The organism is Kribbella sp. NPDC104218, from assembly GCF_055584105.1.
On the sequence record NZ_JBVJMQ010000001.1, the window covers coordinates 1,793,466 to 1,810,648 of the forward strand.

Below are 17,183 nucleotides of genomic sequence, written 5' to 3' on the forward strand. Positions count from 1 at the left end.
TTCCATGACCGAAACTCCCACCTCGCCGCAGCACGACCGGGTCGAGCCCCTCGACCTGCAGACCGAGATGCAGCAGTCGTACCTCGACTACGCGATGGCCGTCATCGTCGGCCGCGCGCTGCCGGAGGTCCGCGACGGCCTCAAGCCGGTGCACCGCCGGATCCTCTACGCGATGTACGACGGCGGCTACCGGCCGGACCGCGGTTTCAACAAGTGCTCCCGCGTCGTCGGTGACGTCATGGGTCAGTACCACCCGCACGGCGACTCGGCGATCTACGACACCCTGGTCCGGCTCGCGCAGCCGTGGGTGATGCGGGCGCCGCTGATCCAGGGCCAGGGCAACTTCGGTTCGCCGGGTAACGACCCCGCCGCCGCCATGCGGTACACCGAGTGCCGGATGGCGCCGCTGGCGATGGAGATGGTCCGCGACATCGACCAGGAGACGGTCGACTTCCGCCCGAACTACGACGGTAAGTCGCAGGAGCCGGTGATCCTGCCGGCCCGCTTCCCGAACCTGCTGGTGAACGGCTCGTCCGGGATCGCGGTCGGGATGGCGACCCAGATCCCGCCGCACAACCTGCGCGAGGTCGCGGCCGCCGTCGACTGGGCGCTGGCCAACCCCGAGGCCACCCGCGAGGAGCTGCTCGCGGCCTGCCTGCAGCACATCAAGGGCCCGGACTTCCCGAACGGCGCCCTGATCGTCGGCTACAAGGGCATCGACGACGCCTACCGCACCGGCCGCGGCTCGGTCACGATGCGCGCCGTCGTCGACATCGAGGAGGACGCCAAGGGCCGCACCAGCCTGGTCGTCACTCAGCTGCCCTACATGGTCAACCCGGACAACCTCGCGCAGAAGATCGCCGAGCTGGTCAACACCGGCAAGATGACCGGGATCGCCGACATCCGCGACGACTCCTCGTCGCGGACCGGCCAGCGTCTGGTGATCGTGCTCAAGCGCGACGCCCAGCCGCGGATCGTGCTGAACAACCTCTACAAGCACACCCAGCTGCAGGACACCTTCGGCTGCAACATGCTCGCGCTGGTGGACGGCGTCCCGCGCACGCTCGGCGTCGACCTGTTCATCACGCACTGGATCAGCCACCAGATCGAGGTCATCCAGCGGCGGACCCGCTTCCGCCTCCGCGAGGCCGAGAAGAACGCGCACATCTACCGCGGGTACGTGAAGGCGCTGGACGCGCTCGACGACGTGATCGCGCTGATCCGGCGCAGCCCCGACGTCGAGCAGGCCCGGACCGGCCTGATCGAGCTGCTCGAGATCGACGAGATCCAGGCGCAGGCGATCCTGGACATGCAGCTGCGCCGGCTGGCCGCCCTGGAGCGGCAGAAGATCATCGAGCGTCTGCAGGAGCTCGAGGCGATCATCGCCGACCTGCAGGACATCCTGGACAGCCCGGAGCGGCAGCGCACGATCGTCAAGGACGAGCTCACCGAGATCGTCGAGCGGTACGGCGACGAGCGGCGGACCGAGATCATCGCGGCCGACGGCGACCTGTCCGTCCAGGACCTGGTCCCCGACGAGGACGTCGTCGTCACGATCACTCGCGGCGGTTACGCGAAGCGGACCAAGGCCGACCTCTACCGGACGCAGAACCGCGGCGGTAAGGGCGTCCGCGGCGCCGCGCTGCGCGCCGAGGACGAGATCAACCACTTCTTCGCCACCACGAACCACCACTGGATGCTGTTCTTCACCACCAAGGGCCGGGTCTACCGGGCCAAGGTGTGGCAGCTGCCGGAGTCCGCGCGCGATGCCAAGGGTTCGCACGTGGCCGGCCTGCTGTCCTTCCAGCCGGACGAGGAGATCGCGCAGGTGCTGACGCTGCGCGACTACGAGGCGGCCGACTACCTGGTGCTCGCGACCAAGAAGGGCCTGGTCAAGAAGACGGCGCTGACCGACTACGACTCGGCCCGGCAGAGCGGCATCATCGCGGTGAACTTCCGCGAGGACGACGACGAGCTGATCGGCGCCGACGTCGCCACGGCGTCCGACGACCTGCTGCTGGTGTCGCGCAAGGGTCAGTCGATCCGCTTCACCGCGAACGACGAGCAGCTCCGTCCGATGGGCCGGGCCACCTCCGGCGTCACCGGGATGAAGTTCCGCTCCGGTGACGAGCTGCTGTCGATGTCGGTCATCCGGGCCGGCGAGGACGAGGAGGCGCAGTTCGTCTTCACCGTCACCGACGCCGGGTACGCGAAGCGGTCGAAGGTTTCGGAGTACCGCCAGCAGGGTCGCGGCGGGCTCGGCATCAAGGCGGTCAAGCTGAACGACGAGCGCGGCTCGCTGGTCGGCGCGATCACCGTGTACGACGGCGACCAGGTGCTCGCGATCAAGGCCAGCGGCCAGGTCGTCCGGAGCCGGGTCGACAGCGTGCCGGTCAAGGGCCGGGACACGATGGGCGTCCGGTTCGCCGGGGTCGGCGAGTCCGACGCGGTCGTCGCGATCGCGCGGAACACCGATCTGACCGTCGAGGCCGAGGAGCTGGAGGCCGCGGAGGGCGTCGAGGGCGTCGAGGGTGCGGAAGTTGCCCAGGATGTGGACGGTTCGACAACCGAATCCACCTCTGCGAGCGTCAGTACTGACGACGAGCGTTCGACTGATTCCGATGGCGCGGCTACCGTCGAAGACGACGAAGCCGGCCAGGAGGGTAACTGATGACCAACCGCGCGAGGCCGACCTGGCCCGAGGGCGCGGACAGCTCCAAGACCCCGCGCCCCGCGCAGGGCGGGAAGCAGTCCGGCCCGGCCACCCCGGCCTCCAACGGTCGTTCCACCGCCGCTTCCAGCGGCAACGGCCGGCCAGCCACCCCGGCGAACGGGCAGCGTCCCGCCGCCGAGCTCCGGCAACCGCAGCAGCGGCCCGGCGCCCCCGCCCAGCAGCCCCCGGTCCGCCCGGCCAACCAGCCGGGCCAGTCGGGTCAGCCGGGTCAGCCGGGTCAGTCCGGGCAGTCGGGTGCGAAGACGCGTCCGGCGTCCGCGCCGAGTACGCCGAGCCGGCCGGAGCCGTGGCAGGGCGGTTCGGGTGCGAACCCGGCCGCGCGCTCCGGCGCGACGACGGGTGGTGCCGCGGCGGGAGCGTCGTCGTACGGGCTGACGGGGAAGAGCACCGACAAGGGCGAGTCCTTCAGCGACAAGGTGAGCGCGGCGCGGCAGGCCGTGCTGGATAAGGCGTCCGCCGTCACGGCCAAGAAGGACGACGGCGAGAGCGTCGATCTCGGCGCCAAGGGCCTCGGCCGGCCGCAGACCCGTAAGGCCCGGCTGCGGATGTCGCGGATCGAGCCGTGGTCGGTGATGAAGACGGCGTTCCTGCTGTCGATCGCCTTCGGCATCGTCGTCTGGGTCGCGGTCTTCATCGTCTGGACGGCGATCGAGACGGCCGGCGTCTTCGACAACATCAACAGCACCGTCACCGAGGTCCTGGGCAACCCGAACTCGGAGCCGTTCCGCGTCGAGACCTACATCAACCGCGGCAAGGTGATGGGTTTCACCACCCTGCTCGCCTGTGCCGATGTGCTGATCATCACGGCTCTGGCCACCCTCGGCGCCTTCCTCTACAACATCGCCGCCACGCTTCTCGGCGGTCTCGAAGTCACGCTCGCGTCGGAAGACTGAGCCCTCCGCACCCCCGGAGCCACCTGCTCCGGGGGTCACCCGGAACCGTTTTGTGAGACAGGCACCTGGTGGGGTAATCTCTCCCAGGTTCCACCCCGTAGATACGGGCCTATAGCTCAGTTGGTTAGAGCGCTGCCCTGATAAGGCAGAGGTCACTGGTTCAAATCCAGTTAGGCCCACCACCCGATCGCGAACCCCCGGATCCGAGGAGTCCTCCCGTGCTCAGAAAGCTCCTGCTGGTGCTCCTGGCCGGCATCGGTGGATACTTCGCTTACAAGAAGACCCAGCAGTCCCGCGCCGAAAAGGACCTCTGGGCCGAGGCCGTCGACCCGGTAACCCCGGGCCGCTGACCACTCCCCACCCGGGGGCGTAGCTCAACTGGCAGAGCACTGCCTTTGCAAGGCAGGGGTTAGGGGTTCAAGTCCCCTCGTCTCCACTCGGCGACAGGCGACCCATGCCCGCGGACTGCGCGGGCCGGGGTCGCCTCGTCATTTTGTGCGGCTGCGCTCCGCTTGCCGCCGGCGGGGGCTCCGCCACCCGCACCCCCCACGACCTCGCTTCGCTCGTCTCCCCCCTCGCCTGAGCTGGTTCGCTCACCGGCGGTGGTTGCCTGGGCTGTTCGCTCACCCGCGGTGGTTGCGTGGGCTGTTCACTCGCCTGCGGTGGTTGCCTGGGCTGTTCGCTCACCCGCGGTGGTTGCGTGGGCTGTTCACTCGCCTGCGGTGGTCGCCTGGGCTGTTCGCTCACCCGCGGTGGTTGCGTGGGCTGTTCACTCGCCTGCGGTGGTCGCCTGGGCTGTTCGCTCAGCGGTGGTGGTTGTGTGGGCTGTTCGCTCGCTGGTGGTGGGTTGGCTCGGCTGTTGGTGCGTCGGTTTGGTTGCGTCGGGTTGTGGGTGGGGTTTCACGTGGAACGGCGACCTGGTGGGTGCGTAACGTTTTGGGGGGTGGCTGAGTGGTTTCGAGTGGTTGGAGGACGGCTTGAGTCGAGGAGAGGCTGTTGAGTGAGATGCGGGCGGTTGGTGCGGGGGCGGGTGAGGTTCGCCGGGGGCGGCGGAAGTGGGTGGTGATTGCGGGGGCTGTGTGTTTGGCGGTGGTGGGTGGTGCGGTGGTGGCGGTGTTGGTTGGCAGGGAGCAGGGGACCTCGGGGTACACGGTGACCACGGAGGCCGACGGCATGGTCAAGGTGCGGCTGTATCGGCTTGATCGCCTTGAGGGGCTCGAAGAGCGGATTCGGGCGGCTGGGATCCCGGCCGAGGTGGCTCACGTGCCTTCGGGGACGATCTGCCGGCGGACGCCACCTGCTGTCGAGCAGTTCGAGCGCGGCGCCGTTGACTATGAGAGGGCCACGGAGTCCGAGAGCAGGCCGTTCATCAGCAGCATGATTCTCGACCCGAAGCGGTTCCGCGGGATGACGATGCTGCTGGAGATCGCGGGCGGGAAGTACGCGAAGACCGGGGTGCTCGGGCAGCGGGTGCGAACCGGGAGCTACGGGCCGTGCGAGGTAGTCGACCCGAGCAAGTGATCGTTGCCTGGAGCACCTTGTCGACGTGACAGCTTGTGCAGGGATTTGGGGCTCAAGCCCTTCGTCATTTGTGCGGCTGCGCTCCGCTTGCCGCCAGCGGACCCGCCCCCCACGACCTCGCTTCGCTCGCCTGGGCTGTTCAGTCGCCGGCCGTGGTCGCCTTTCCCCGCTTGCCCGCTTGCCCGCTTGCCCGCTTGCCCGCTTGCCTGGGTTGTTCGCTTGGCGGTGGTGGTTGCGTTGGTTCTTGGGTGGCTTGGTGGGCTTGCCTTAGTTGGGTGACTCGCCTGGTGGGTGGATTAGGTGGGGGAAGTGGTGGAGGGCTTGGTGGACTAGGGGGGAGAAGGTGGGGAGGTCGGCGGGGGTTGCTAGGTGGGTGCCTTGGGTGTCGGGGGAGGTGAGGGTTTGGGTGACGGGGGTTGTTACTTGGATGTGGGCTACGACGGCTGTGTGGGTCAGGGCTAGGGGGTGGCCGGCGGAGTCTTGGTGGACCTGGAAGGTGAAGCGGACGGTTTGGAGGATGCGGGCTGGGGTGACGCCGCACTCTTCTTGGAGTTCGCGGTGGAGGGTGGCGGTTTCTGATTCGCCGGGTTCGGGGGTGCCGCCGGGTAGGTCGAGGAGGCCCGTGTAGGGGCCTCGGGTTTTGCGGACCAGGACGAGGTGGTTGTGCTGGTGCCAGAGGGCGTAGATGCCGTGGTGGTGGGTGGGGCGCATGGAGTCAGTGGAGCATCTCGGGGGCTTGCGTGGGGCGGTGGGCTGGTGGGTGCGTAACGTCTTTTGGGGGGTTGGCTAAGTACTTGCGACTGTGAGGAGGGACGGGCGTGAGTGGTGTAGCTGAGATTGGGTGGGATCCGGATGCTTTTGAGGGGTTTTATCGGGAGCATGTGGAGCGGGTGCAGCGGTTTGTGGCTAGGAGGGTCGAGGATCCGTATTTGGCTGCGGATTTGACGGCTGATGTGTTCTTGGCGGCGGTGGATGCTTCGGCGGGGTATCGGGAGCAGTTGGGGACGCCGGTGGGGTGGTTGTACGGGATCGCGCGGAATGTGGTGGCGGGTGAGCAGCGGCGGAAGGCTCGGGAGTTGCGGGCCAATCAGCGGGTCTCGGGGCGGCGGTTGTTGACGGCGGATGACGTCGGGCGGCTCGAGGAGCGGATTGATGCCGAGGCCGAGGCTCGGGGGTTGCTGGTGGCGATGGGCGAGTTGCCGGCTGGGGAGCGGGCCGCGTTGGAGCTGGTGGTGATTGACGGGTTGTCGCCACAGGAGGCCGCGCAGGTGTTGGGGATTCGGTTCACGGCGTTTCGGGTGCGGTTGCATCGGGCTCGCGGGCGGCTCAGGTCGCAGTCACTCCAGTTGGTGTCGGTTCCTGAGGAGGCCGTTTCATGAATACGTTCGAGGACAAGTTGTTGAGTGAGCTGCGGGCGGTGGTCGCGGAGCGGCCGGTGCCGATCGAGGTACGGCGGAAGCGGCCGAAGCGGGTGTTGATCGCGGTGGCGGCGTGTCTGACGCTGGCGGCTGGGACGGCGGTCGCGGTCCCGCTGGTCGGCGGTGAGCAGGCGACGTCGACGGCGTACGCGGTGACGAAGCAGGCGGACGGCAAGGTGGTCGTGAAGATCTATCTGATCAAGGACGATAAGGGGCTGGAGAAGAAGATCCGGGCGGCCGGCATCACGACTGACGTGACGTTCCTGCCGGTGGGAAAGTACTGCTGGCGGAAGCCGCAGCCGGTCGAGATCCCGGTAACCGGTGCGGTCGAGCTGCGGTCGCCGCGGATCAAGGGCAAGCGCACCGAGGACTTGCCCCCTAATGCCGCCGTGCCTCTCCAGCCGGTCGACCGCAAGGAGGCGTTCATCGAGATGGCGCTCGATCCGGCGAAGCTGCGTGGCCGGACACTGCTGATCGAAACGTCCGGTGACGGGAGCCCTGGCAAGCCCGGGCACAACGGCGGGATCTGGGTGCGGCAAGTGCAGGGCAAGAGCTACGGGCCGTGTGTGGAGGTGTCGAAGCCGGGGGCGCCGCCGAGCAAATGATCGTTGCCTGGAGCACCTTGTTGACGTGACAGTTTGTGCTCGGATTGTCACGGTCTGTTTGCGGATGCGTGCAGATGTCCGGACAAGGGTGGCGGGTGTGGGACGGCGCGACGGATCGTCTTGTGGAGAGAGATCGAGTCAGGCGGTCGACCACGGGAGGTCCGGCGAGTGCTCGAGACTTATCGCGGCATTCCACATCTGTTGGACACCTGGCTCGTGCTGACCGGTATGGCACTGCCGGTCGCGCTCTCGTCGCTGCGGCGTCCGGGGAGCCTGCTCCCCCGCGTCGCGGCGTTCGGCATGCCGGCGGCGTTCGCGCTGGTACTGGCGGCGACGCTCAGCCCGACGCCGCACCGGATGGGGGTGGTCGGCCAGTGCGGGACGCATCTCGCGACGACCGGCGGGCTGACCTCGGTCCAGGGTTTGCTCAATGTGCTCTTGTTCGTGCCGGCGGCGGCGTTGCTGGCGCTGGCGAGTAACCGGCCGGGTGACGGGATCGCCGCCGGGATCGGGCTCTCGGCCTCGGTCGAGGCGATCCAGGCGCTGCTCCCGACGCTCGGCCGCTCCTGTCAGCTGCACGATCTGATCGCGAATACGGCCGGCGCCTTCGCCGGGGTCGCGCTCGCGGTCGGGCTGAAGAGCCTGACCCGCGGACGCCGGTTGGTGACGAGCCCGTACGTCGTCGAGCACGGCGCGATGGTCGTCATCCGGCCCCGGCCCCCGGCGCGGCACCGCCGGGATCAGCTCGCGCCGCGGCCCGTCCCGATCGTGGCGAAATCCGGTAACGGCCTGCGTCCGGTGGCGAGGGCACGCTGACCCATCACTGAGCGAGCAGGGAGTTATCCGGAAGGTTATCCACAACTCGTGGATAACCCAGGGGATGACGCCTGCGCCGCCTCAAGTTATCCACAGGCTACGGTCGGACGTCGAGCCCGAGCGCGGTCGCGATCACCATCGCCTGGGTCAGATCGATCCGCGCGTCCCGCAGCCCGACGGTCAGCGGATCGACTGTGGACAACTCCGAGCCGCGGAGATCCGCGCCGGTGAAATCGGCCCGGTGCAGCGCGGCGCCGGACAGATCGACGTCCCGGAAGACCGCCTTGGCGGCCCGGACGCCGGTCAGCTCGGCCTCGCGTAACCGTACCCCGGTGAATGACGTCCCGCGCAGATCCGCGCCGGGGAGGCCGGCGAACGACCAATCGCCGCCGGAGACCTCGAGCAGGTTGTAGGTGCAGTCGTCGAAGAAGCTGCCGACCAGCTTGCAGCCGGTGAACTTGGCGTCGAACAGCGAGCAGCGGACGAACGTGCAGTTCACGAAGGCGGCATCGGTATGCGTCGAGGCGTTGAACCGGACGCCGCGGAACGTGCACTCCTCGAAGACGCCGCCGCGGTTGGTCACCTCGGTCAGGTCGCTGTCGATGAACAGCACTCGCCGATACGTCTGACCGGACGGATCCGCGTCGTCCCACTCCCGGATCGTCGACTCGGTCGGCGCCGCGCCGCGGGTTCCCGCCATCGAACTCCTCCTGACCGCCGGTGTCGAGGCCACCTTGTCACGTCGTTCCGACAGTCAGTTGTGATGGTGACGAGTCAGGTTGTGATGGTGCCGCCGGAGAACGTTCAGCCGACCGACAACTACGGGCCGCACGATGGAGGAGTGAGCGGAACCGAGCGGGTGATGGTGTTCGGCGCGAGTGGCTTCCTCGGCGCCCGGATCTGCGCGCTGCTCGCCGAGCGTGGGGTCGAGTACCGCGGGCTGAGCCGCAGCCGGGGTGAGCCGCATCTGCGCTGCGACCTGGCGACCATGCACTCCTACGCCCTGGAAACCCAGATCGGGATGTACAAACCGACCGTGGTCATCAACGCGGTCGGCGCGACTGTCGGTCAGCCGGCCGACCTGGTCGCCGCCAACGTGACCGCGGTCGAGGCGCTGCTGACCGCGACCCGCGACAACGCCGGGCACGCGCGGTTCGTCCAACTCGGGTCTGCGGCCGAGTACGGCGGGGGCACGCACGGCGCCAGCCAGTCGGAGGGGTCCACCCGCCGCCCGGTCGGGCCGTACGGGCTGAGCAAACTCGCCGGCTCCGAGCTCGCCGTCCGGGCCCAGCGCAACGGCGGGGACGTCGTCGTCCTGCGGATCTTCGACGTGATCGGGCCGGGGGCGCCGGCCACCACAGTCACCGGCCGGGTGATCGAGGACCTCCGTGATCGGCAGCAGATCGAGGTCGGTTCGCTCGACGTCTGGCGGGACTTCGTCGACGTCCGGGACGTCGCCGAGGCGGTCGTCGCGGTCGCGCTCACCGACGCCAAACTGCCCGCCGTCCTGAACGTCGGCACCGGCCGCGCCACCCTGGCCCGGGACGTCGCCGGCCAGCTCTTCGAACTCAGCGGTCAACCGGCCCGCATCGTCGACGACCCCACCCACGACGGCGCCCTCGGCGACCCGTGGCAACAAGCCGACATCAGCCTCATCGCCCACCACCTCGGCTGGTCCCCCAAGATCGCCCTCGAGCAATCCCTCGCCGACGCCTGGGCCGAACCCCGCTAACCGCTGCGCGGGCCGGAGAAAGGACGGCAGCGGTGTGAGCTGGGGGGCGGGGAGACTGGGTGGGTGGAGATTCGGTTCAGTTGTCAGGGGGCGCCGGGGCGGGTGGGGGGTAATGAGGATTTGGTGGTGGCCGGGGCGGGGTTTGCGGTGGTGCTGGATGGGGCTACGCCGTATGCGGGGGTGGAGTCGGGGTGTCAGCACTCGGTGGCTTGGTTGGTGGGGCAACTTGGGCGGTTTCTGGCGCCTGGGTTGGTGACTGGGTCGGTGGCGCCGCTGGCTGATTTGCTGGCTGAGGCTATTGGCGCCGTTGGGCGGGAGCACAGTGGCACGTGCGATCTGGAGAACCCGGACAGTCCGTCGTCGACGGCGGCGATTGTGCGTGTGCAGCCGGATCGGGTGGAGCACTTGGTGTTGTGTGACTCGCCTGTCGTGGTCAGGAGCCCTGGGGGTGGAGTGGTTGTGCATGCGGATGAGCGGCTCGAGCTGTTGCGGGAGCGGACCGCTGCAGGGGTCCGGCGGCTTCGTAACGTGGCTGGGGGTTTCTGGGTCGCCAGTACGAAGCCGGAGGCGGCGTACGAGGCGGTGACGGGGACGACGGACCGGTCCGAGGTTGAGGCGATCGGCGTCTTGAGTGACGGCGCCTCCCGGTTCAGCGAGCGTTACGGGCACTCGTGGGCGGAGCTGATGACCGTGCTCACCACGGAAGGGCCGTCCAGTCTGATCGCCCGGGTCCGCGCGTACGACGAAGCCGCCACACCCACGGGGTCGAAGCGGTACGACGACGCGACGGCTGTACTGCTCTACGAGCCCGGTCGGTAGGAGGGGAAGTCCTGCCGCTGGCTGTACTGCGGTAGCTGTGCGGGCGCCGCGGGAACGGTCGACCGCTCCTCCTGCCAGCGGCCCAGCTGCACCATCAGCAGCCCGCCGGCGACGGTGGCGACGACGAGCAGGAGTGCGGCGACGCTGAACGCGATGTCGACGCCGAGCGCCACACCGACCATGAAGTCCTGCAGGCCGTAGAAGTCACGCGACCCCGCCGCCGCATCTGACTCCTGGATCGAGGAGACCAACCGGACGAAGTAGTAGACGAAGCCGACAACAGCTGTCCCGGTGGCAAGGACCAGAACGGTCCAGTAGCCGGCCCACGCCACCCACCAGCCGTACAGCAGCGCACGGACGCGTGGGGTGCGCGCCTCCTCCGGCGACGGCGCACTGGCCACAACGACGTCCTCGACGATCTGCAGTGGGTACCAGTACTGAACGATCGGGCAGAACCAGCTGCCGATCGCCCAGCCCGACTCGCGCCGGTGCAGCGACCGGCCGGGGTTGAGGAAGTCGCTGTTCTCACGCGCCGTCCACAACCAGGCCAGGAACGCCACGCAGGTCGCGATCTGCAGGTAGAAGACGATGTTCAGCACGGCGCTCGCCCCGAACATCGACCGGACGCCGCGGTCGATCTCCTCCTCCGACAGCATCAGGTAGATGAACCGCTTGACCTCGTCGTACGAGGTCCACATCAGGACCGACTGGACGACGGTGCTCAGCGCGGTGAGCCCCATCAGCACGACGGCGATCAGAGTCGGCCAGCGCAGCGCCTTGTAGCGCGGCTGTACCTGGTACGGCGCCGGCGGATAAGGCGGCGGCGGATACGGCTGGCTCACTGGTTACCTCCCCGGCCCAACGGTATCCCGGGGTTGGGAGCGATCAGACGGTCGCGAACGCTTCCCGGACGGCGGGCAGCGCCAGCTCGCGGTCCGCGGCCGACAGCCCGAGCCGGGTCCGCCGGTCCAGGACGTCGTCCGCGTCGAGCGCGCCCTCGTGCCGGACGGCGAACAGCAGCTCGGCGAACGTCGTCCGCAAGCCAGGCGCGATCGGGGCGAGCCAGGACGCCGGTCCGTCGATCACCTGTGGCGCCTCGACGCCGTACCGCCGGACGAACCGCGCGGGCGCCGCAACGGCCGCCAGCCGGACCCGGTCGGCCGCACCGACCAGCGGGATCCGATGCGTCAGACATGGTCGCCGCGTGCTGAGCGTGGACTGCGCCAGCGCCTTGTCCAGCGCGTCCTGAGCCATCCGCCGGTACGTCGTGAGCTTGCCACCGACGATCGTGACCAGACCGTCCGGACTGGTGATGACCGCGTGCCGACGGGAGATGTCAGCCGTCTTGCCCTTGTGGTGCCCGGTGTCGAGCAGCGGTCGCAGACCGGCGTAGGTGCCGAGCAGATCGGCCCGGGTGAGCGGGACCTGTACCGCGTGGTTGATGGTGTCGAGCAGGAAGTCGATCTCGCCATCCGTCGCCCGGGGTACGTCGCTGACCGGGCCTGGCGCGTCTTCGTCGGTCAGACCGACGTACACCCGATCGTCCGGTGCTGGGATCGCCATCACCACCCGGCGCAGGTGGCCAGGCACCGGCACGGTCAGGACGGCCGACAACCCGCCGAACGCTGACTGCGGGAAGACCAGGTGCGTTCCACGGCTCGGCCGCAGTTTGATGCCCTCCGCGACCTGACCGGCCCAGATGCCCGCTGCGTTGATCACCACCGACGCATCTACCTGCAGCCGCTGGCCGGTCAGCTGGTCGACCAGTACGGCGCCCTGGCCGGTCACCTCGGTCGCTGCGACCCGAGTGAGGACGCGAGCGCCGTACTGCGCCGCCGTCCGGGCAATCGCGATCACCAGCCGGGCGTCGTCGTACAGCTGACCGTCCCAGGTCAGGAAGCCGCCGCGCAGGCCCTCCGGCCGCAGCGTCGGCGCGTAGCGCAGAATCTCGGCCGCGCCGACGCGACGGGAGTGCGGGAGGTAGTCGTCGCTGGTCCGCGCGAAGGTCCGCAGGACGTCGCCGCCGAGGAAGGCACCACGCAAGAGCGCCGCCTGGGAGGCCTTGGCCTGCGGCAGCCAGGGCGCGAGCTGCGGGACCGGATGGACCAGATGTGGCGCGGTCGTCTTCATCAGGATGCCGCGCTCGACAGCACTCTCGTACGCGATTCCAACGTGCCCAGAGGCCAGATACCGCAGACCGCCGTGCACGAGCTTCGAACTCCACCGACTCGTGCCGAACGCCAGATCGTGCTTCTCGACCAACACGACGGTCAGCCCACGCGCGGCAGCGTCGAGCGCGACACCGGCACCGGTCACTCCCCCACCGATCACCAGCACGTCGACCTTGCCTGCAGTACTCAGCCAGTCCAGTTCGCGGGCGCGGCGAGCCGCATTCAGCCCCGCGTTGCCCACGGTGATCATGGGACCAAGTACCGCGTGAGCATCTCGCGGAGCTCACCGTCTAGGTGGACGTACTCGTCCTGGTCGGCCATCACCGGACCGGAGACGGCTGAGGCGAGCGAGATCAGAATGATCTGCCGGGCCAGCCAGACGTGGTCGCCGGCGCGGATCGAGCCGTCGCGCTGGCCGGCCTTGATGCCCTCCTCGACGAGCGCGAGGTGGGCGACCGTGCTGCTCCCGCGGCGCTCGAGCAGGTACGGCGTGAGGAACTCGGGGTCGAGCTCGATGATCTTGCGCATCAGCGGGTGCACCCGCGTCCGCCCGACGACCTGGACGACGCCCTCGACCAGCCGGCTGCGACCGTCGACGGCGTCCGGCTGGAAGGCCGAGACCAGCGCCGTCGTCCACTCCCGCGTCATCAGCGCGGCGACGACGGCCTGCACATTCGGCCAGCGCCGGTAGAGGGTCGCCCGGGAGACCTCGGCATGCCGGGCGATATCGGCCATCGTCATCCGGCGCATCCCGATCGCGAGTAACAGCTCGTACGCCGCGTCCAGGATCCGCTCCTCGCCGATCGCATTCGCGGGGGTCGGACGGGAGCTGGTCTCGGAACCCGATTCGCTGCTACGCTGAGACATCACACGTCAGAGTGTATCAGCGACTCTGCCTTCTGAGAACAATTCAGGGGGGTCCGGAGCCGTCCTGGGCAGGTGGCATCAGGGGTGTCATCTGTCCAGGACGCTACCCCGGCGAACAAGTCATGGGGAGTCTGCGATGACCGAGTCCGACCTTGCGGTGGTGCAACTCACGCCCGGGCGCTGGGGCGACCCGGCTCATCGGGCCGAGATCCCGCCGGCGGCCCTGGCCGCTCTGCAGCAGCTCGGCGTCCACCGGCCACCGCCGTCGGCCGAGCCCGTCGACCGCCCCGGGCCGACCGAGGCGCAGCTGTCGTTCCTGACCGCGGTCGTCGGCGCCGATCACGTCGCGACCGACCTTGCCGCGCGCTGGGCGCACACTCGCGGCTATTCGACCCCCGATCTGCTCCGGCATCGCGCCGGCGACACCGCCGGGATGCCCGACGCGGTCGTCTTCCCCGGTACGCACGACGAGGTCCTCGCGCTGCTCGCCGGCTGCGCGGAGCACGACCTCGCCGTCGTCCCCTACTCCGGCGGTACGTCGGTCGTCGGCGGGCTCGCCGCCGCGCGACGCTTCGTCACCGCGGATCTGGGCCGCCTCGACCAGCTGGTCGAGCTCGACGAGATCTCGCGGACGGCGACCGTCCAGGCCGGCGTGCGCGGGCCCGCCGCGGAGGCGTTGCTCGCCGAGCGCGGTTACACCCTCGGCCACTTCCCGCAGTCCTACGAAGGCGCGAGTATCGGCGGGTACGCGGCTGCCCGGTCGAGCGGTCAGGCATCGGCGGGCTACGGCCGCTTCGATCAGATGGTCGTCGGCCTGACCCTGGCCACTCCGCGCGGGACGGTCCAGCTCGGGATGGCGCCGATGTCGGCAGCCGGTCCGGATCTGCGCCAGCTCGTGCTCGGCTCCGAGGGTGCGTTCGGGATCATCACCTCGGTCGTCGTCCGGGTCCGCCCGCGCCCGACCGAGCGGCACTTCGAGGGCTGGCGATTCGAGTCGTTCGACGCCGCGCTGACCGCGATCCGCCGGCTCGCGCAGGACGGGCCGCTGCCGACCGTGCTCCGGTTGTCCGATGAGGCCGAGACCGCGGTGAACCACTCGGCGTACGCCGGGAGCGCGCTGGTGATCATCGGCTTCGACGGCCCATACCAACCGGCAACCGCCGCCGTCCTGACCGAAGCCGGCGGCGAGAACCTCGGCGCCGGGGTCGGCGACGCCTGGCGAACCGGTCGCTACCAAGCGCCCTATCTCCGCGATCCGTTACTGGACGAAGGTGCGCTGGTCGAGACGCTCGAGACGGCCACCTTCTGGTCGCGCATCCCGGCGTTGAAGGCCGAGGTCACCGATGCGTTGGTGAAATCCCTCAGCGACCAAGGCACGCCGCCGTTGGTGATGTGCCACGTCTCGCATGTCTACGAGACCGGTGCGTCGCTCTACTTCACTGTCGTCTGCGCGCAGAACGACCGACCGGTCGAGCAGTGGCAGACCGCGAAACAGCAAGCCAACCAGGCGATCGCGGCCGCCGGTGGCACGATCTCGCACCACCACGGCGTCGGCGCCGATCATCGGGCCGCGTACGCCGCGGAGATCGGGCCGCTCGGCGTCGAGGCGTTGCGGGCGGTCAAGGGCGTCCTCGATCCGGCCGGCGTCCTCAATCCGGGTATTCTGATCTGACCCTTGACCTCAAGTTCGCTTGAGGTATGACGGTAGGGCGCATGACTTCCGAACCTGCCAACCGTCCTGTCGCTCTGATCACCGGCGCCTCCGCCGGTCTCGGCCTCGCACTGGCCCACGGACTCGCGGATCGCGGGTGGGCGCTGGTGATCGACGCCCGCGGCGCCGACGCGCTGAAGGAAGCCGCCGACGCGCTCGCCGACCGGACCGACGTCGTCCCGCTGGCCGGTGACGTCACCGACCCGGAGCATCGCGCCGACCTGGCCGACGCGCTCCTTGAGCTCGGCCGCGTCGACCTGCTGATCAACAACGCCAGCTACCTCGGCCCGAGCCCGCTGCAGAACCTCGCGGACGCCGACCTCGACGAACTGCGCCGCGTCCATGAAGTCAATGTGGTCGCGCCGATCGCGCTCACCCAAGCTGTGCTGCCTCAGCTCGCCGCCTCCGCCGGCGTGGTCATCAACATCAGCTCGGACGCCGCAGTCGAGGCCTACGAGGGGTGGGGCGGCTACGGCGCGACCAAGGCCGCTCTCGACCACGCATCGCGAGTGCTGGCCGAAGAGCATCCCGCACTGGCCGTGTACGCCGTCGACCCGGGCGATCTGCGGACGGCGATGCACCAGGCCGCCTTCCCGGGCGAAGACATCTCGGACCGACCCGAGCCGGCGACCGTCGTACCGGCGTTTCTGCGGCTACTGGATCAGCGGCCGGCCAGCGGGCGTTACCGGGCCGCGGAGTTCGCTCCGGCGGTGACGTCATGACAGTCCATCCCCAGACTCGTTTCGAGCTACCTGAGGCTCTCAACGCGACCGAACCGCCGGAAGCCCGCGGACTGGCGCGGGACCAGGTGAAACTGCTGGTCGCGGAGGGGTCGACCGTCACGCACACCAGGTTCGACAAGATCGGTCAGCACCTGCGGCCGGGCGACCTCCTGCTGGTGAACACGTCCGGCACTCTGCCCGCCGCAGTGGACGGCACGTGGATCACCGGCGCCGGAGTAGCCCCAGTAGTCGTGCACTTCGCGACTGCACTGGACGACGGCAACTGGGTCGTCGAACTGCGCAACGGCGGTACGCCGATGTTCGGTGCGACGCCGGGCGATCAGGTGGAGCTGCCGCGCGGGCTCCTCACCCTGCTGGCGCCGTACCAGCGGGACTCCGCGCGACTGTGGATAGCAAAGCCGCCGGTACGCGACGTGGTCGGCTACCTGCATCGCCACGGCCGACCGATCACCTACAGCTATGTGAATCGCCAGTGGCCGCTGGCGTCGTACCAGACCGTCTTCTCCAGAGATCCGGGCAGTGTGGAGATGCCGAGTGCCGGTAGGCCGTTCAGCTTCGAGCTGGTCAGTCAGCTCGCCGCACAGGGCGTACTGATCGCACCGATCACTCTGCACTGCGGTGTGTCCTCGCTGGAGAGCCACGAACCGCCACTGCCCGAACGGTACGACGTCCCGGCGCACACGGCCCGGTTGGTGAACTGGGTCCGGGCGATCGGCGGCCGCGTGGTCGCCGTCGGGACCACAGCGGTCCGGGCGATCGAGTCAGCCGTGACGGACGACGGCTCAGTCGTCGCCGCGCGCGGCTGGACCGATCTCGTCCTCGGACCCGACCACCAGGTCCGGGTCGTCGACGGCCTCGTCACCGGGATGCACGCGCCCGAGGCCTCGCACCTGCTCCTGCTCGAGTCGGTCGTCGGCGGGGAGACGGTGCAGCGTGCCTACGACGCGGCCCTGGAGCAGGGATACCTCTGGCACGAATTCGGCGACACCAGCCTGCTGCTGCGGTGACGCCGCCGGTTGGTACTGCTCATTACCGGGCCGTGCGCGTTTGTCCACATGGCGTGGGCTCATGGCTCTATTGGAGGGCGCGCACGGGTGCCTGTCACCCGGTTTGATCCAACCGAGCGGAAAATGTGGCCTAGGCCGTATTAGTT

General features: G+C 69.1%; 17 protein-coding genes and 2 tRNA genes. 14 read left to right on the top strand and 5 right to left on the bottom strand.

Annotation, left to right across the window (positions count from 1 at the left end; all coding sequences use genetic code 11):
- The first annotated feature begins 67 nt into the window (after positions 1 to 67).
- The 6 genes from gyrA (at position 68) to ACZ6ZD_RS08615 (ending at position 5,148) form a co-directional block, all read left to right on the top strand.
- Positions 68 to 2,671: a DNA gyrase subunit A gene (gene gyrA / locus ACZ6ZD_RS08590; protein WP_465672646.1), complete on the top strand. Its 2,604-nt coding sequence runs from the start codon at positions 68 to 70 to the stop codon at positions 2,669 to 2,671.
- Positions 2,671 to 3,627, top strand: coding sequence for a DUF3566 domain-containing protein (locus tag ACZ6ZD_RS08595; protein WP_465669786.1), 957 nt, complete (start codon positions 2,671 to 2,673; stop codon positions 3,625 to 3,627). Before gyrA ends, ACZ6ZD_RS08595 begins: the two co-directional genes overlap by 1 nt.
- A gap of 105 nt (positions 3,628 to 3,732) precedes the next feature.
- Positions 3,733 to 3,809: transfer RNA gene (locus tag ACZ6ZD_RS08600), tRNA-Ile, on the top strand.
- A gap of 36 nt (positions 3,810 to 3,845) precedes the next feature.
- The gene (locus ACZ6ZD_RS08605; protein WP_465669788.1) at positions 3,846 to 3,977 is read left to right on the top strand and encodes a DLW-39 family protein; all 132 of its coding nucleotides are present in this window, start codon (positions 3,846 to 3,848) and stop codon (positions 3,975 to 3,977) included.
- 13 nt (positions 3,978 to 3,990) lie between these two features.
- Positions 3,991 to 4,063: transfer RNA gene (locus ACZ6ZD_RS08610), tRNA-Ala, on the top strand.
- 560 nt (positions 4,064 to 4,623) lie between these two features.
- The gene (locus ACZ6ZD_RS08615) at positions 4,624 to 5,148 is read left to right on the top strand and encodes a hypothetical protein (protein ID WP_465669790.1); all 525 of its coding nucleotides are present in this window, start codon (positions 4,624 to 4,626) and stop codon (positions 5,146 to 5,148) included.
- A gap of 267 nt (positions 5,149 to 5,415) precedes the next feature.
- Here ACZ6ZD_RS08615 and ACZ6ZD_RS08620 read toward each other — a convergent pair whose 3' ends face one another.
- Positions 5,416 to 5,859, bottom strand: a complete 444-nt coding sequence (locus tag ACZ6ZD_RS08620) for an NUDIX domain-containing protein (RefSeq protein ID WP_465669792.1) — start codon at positions 5,857 to 5,859, stop codon at positions 5,416 to 5,418.
- A 107-nt stretch (positions 5,860 to 5,966) separates the two neighbouring features.
- On the opposite strand from ACZ6ZD_RS08620, the gene ACZ6ZD_RS08625 reads away from it, so the two are divergent.
- From ACZ6ZD_RS08625 to ACZ6ZD_RS08635, 3 genes are all read left to right on the top strand, one after another.
- The gene (locus tag ACZ6ZD_RS08625) at positions 5,967 to 6,527 is read left to right on the top strand and encodes an RNA polymerase sigma factor (protein ID WP_465669794.1); all 561 of its coding nucleotides are present in this window, start codon (positions 5,967 to 5,969) and stop codon (positions 6,525 to 6,527) included.
- Entirely contained in the window at positions 6,524 to 7,171 is a 648-nt protein-coding gene (locus ACZ6ZD_RS08630; RefSeq protein ID WP_465669796.1) for a hypothetical protein, read from the top strand. The genes ACZ6ZD_RS08625 and ACZ6ZD_RS08630 overlap by 4 nt, the downstream gene beginning before the upstream one ends.
- 168 nt (positions 7,172 to 7,339) lie before the next feature.
- Positions 7,340 to 7,987: a VanZ family protein gene (locus ACZ6ZD_RS08635; RefSeq protein WP_465669798.1), complete on the top strand. Its 648-nt coding sequence runs from the start codon at positions 7,340 to 7,342 to the stop codon at positions 7,985 to 7,987.
- 97 nt (positions 7,988 to 8,084) lie between these two features.
- Here the strand turns inward: ACZ6ZD_RS08635 and ACZ6ZD_RS08640 are convergent, their stop codons facing one another.
- Positions 8,085 to 8,687: a pentapeptide repeat-containing protein gene (locus ACZ6ZD_RS08640; RefSeq protein ID WP_465669800.1), complete on the bottom strand. Its 603-nt coding sequence runs from the start codon at positions 8,685 to 8,687 to the stop codon at positions 8,085 to 8,087.
- Positions 8,688 to 8,753: 66 nt separating this feature from the next.
- Between ACZ6ZD_RS08640 and ACZ6ZD_RS08645 the strand changes: the two genes are divergently transcribed.
- The gene (locus tag ACZ6ZD_RS08645; protein ID WP_465669801.1) at positions 8,754 to 9,719 is read left to right on the top strand and encodes an NAD-dependent epimerase/dehydratase family protein; all 966 of its coding nucleotides are present in this window, start codon (positions 8,754 to 8,756) and stop codon (positions 9,717 to 9,719) included.
- 126 nt (positions 9,720 to 9,845) lie between these two features.
- Positions 9,846 to 10,538, top strand: a complete 693-nt coding sequence (locus ACZ6ZD_RS08650) for a protein phosphatase 2C domain-containing protein (RefSeq protein WP_465669803.1) — start codon at positions 9,846 to 9,848, stop codon at positions 10,536 to 10,538.
- Here the strand turns inward: ACZ6ZD_RS08650 and ACZ6ZD_RS08655 are convergent.
- The 3 genes from ACZ6ZD_RS08655 to ACZ6ZD_RS08665 are packed head-to-tail and all read right to left on the bottom strand — an operon-like array spanning position 10,520 to position 13,576.
- The gene (locus ACZ6ZD_RS08655) at positions 10,520 to 11,380 is read right to left on the bottom strand and encodes a DUF4328 domain-containing protein (protein ID WP_465669805.1); all 861 of its coding nucleotides are present in this window, start codon (positions 11,378 to 11,380) and stop codon (positions 10,520 to 10,522) included. The two genes, ACZ6ZD_RS08650 and ACZ6ZD_RS08655, sit on opposite strands and share 19 nt — an antisense overlap.
- A 43-nt stretch (positions 11,381 to 11,423) precedes the next feature.
- The gene (locus ACZ6ZD_RS08660) at positions 11,424 to 12,959 is read right to left on the bottom strand and encodes a glycerol-3-phosphate dehydrogenase/oxidase (RefSeq protein WP_465669807.1); all 1,536 of its coding nucleotides are present in this window, start codon (positions 12,957 to 12,959) and stop codon (positions 11,424 to 11,426) included.
- Positions 12,956 to 13,576, bottom strand: coding sequence for a TetR/AcrR family transcriptional regulator (locus tag ACZ6ZD_RS08665; RefSeq protein ID WP_465672648.1), 621 nt, complete (start codon positions 13,574 to 13,576; stop codon positions 12,956 to 12,958). Before ACZ6ZD_RS08665 ends, ACZ6ZD_RS08660 begins: the two co-directional genes overlap by 4 nt.
- 136 nt (positions 13,577 to 13,712) lie before the next feature.
- Between ACZ6ZD_RS08665 and ACZ6ZD_RS08670 the strand changes: the two genes are divergently transcribed.
- The 3 genes from ACZ6ZD_RS08670 to ACZ6ZD_RS08680 are packed head-to-tail and all read left to right on the top strand — an operon-like array spanning position 13,713 to position 17,037.
- Complete coding sequence (locus ACZ6ZD_RS08670) at positions 13,713 to 15,248, top strand: FAD-binding oxidoreductase (protein ID WP_465669809.1); 1,536 nt, start codon at positions 13,713 to 13,715, stop codon at positions 15,246 to 15,248.
- Positions 15,249 to 15,289: 41 nt separating this feature from the next.
- Positions 15,290 to 16,009, top strand: a complete 720-nt coding sequence (locus tag ACZ6ZD_RS08675) for an SDR family NAD(P)-dependent oxidoreductase (RefSeq protein WP_465669811.1) — start codon at positions 15,290 to 15,292, stop codon at positions 16,007 to 16,009.
- Positions 16,006 to 17,037, top strand: a complete 1,032-nt coding sequence (locus ACZ6ZD_RS08680; protein ID WP_465669812.1) for an S-adenosylmethionine:tRNA ribosyltransferase-isomerase — start codon at positions 16,006 to 16,008, stop codon at positions 17,035 to 17,037. Before ACZ6ZD_RS08675 ends, ACZ6ZD_RS08680 begins: the two co-directional genes overlap by 4 nt.
- Positions 17,038 to 17,183: the final 146 nt, after the last annotated feature.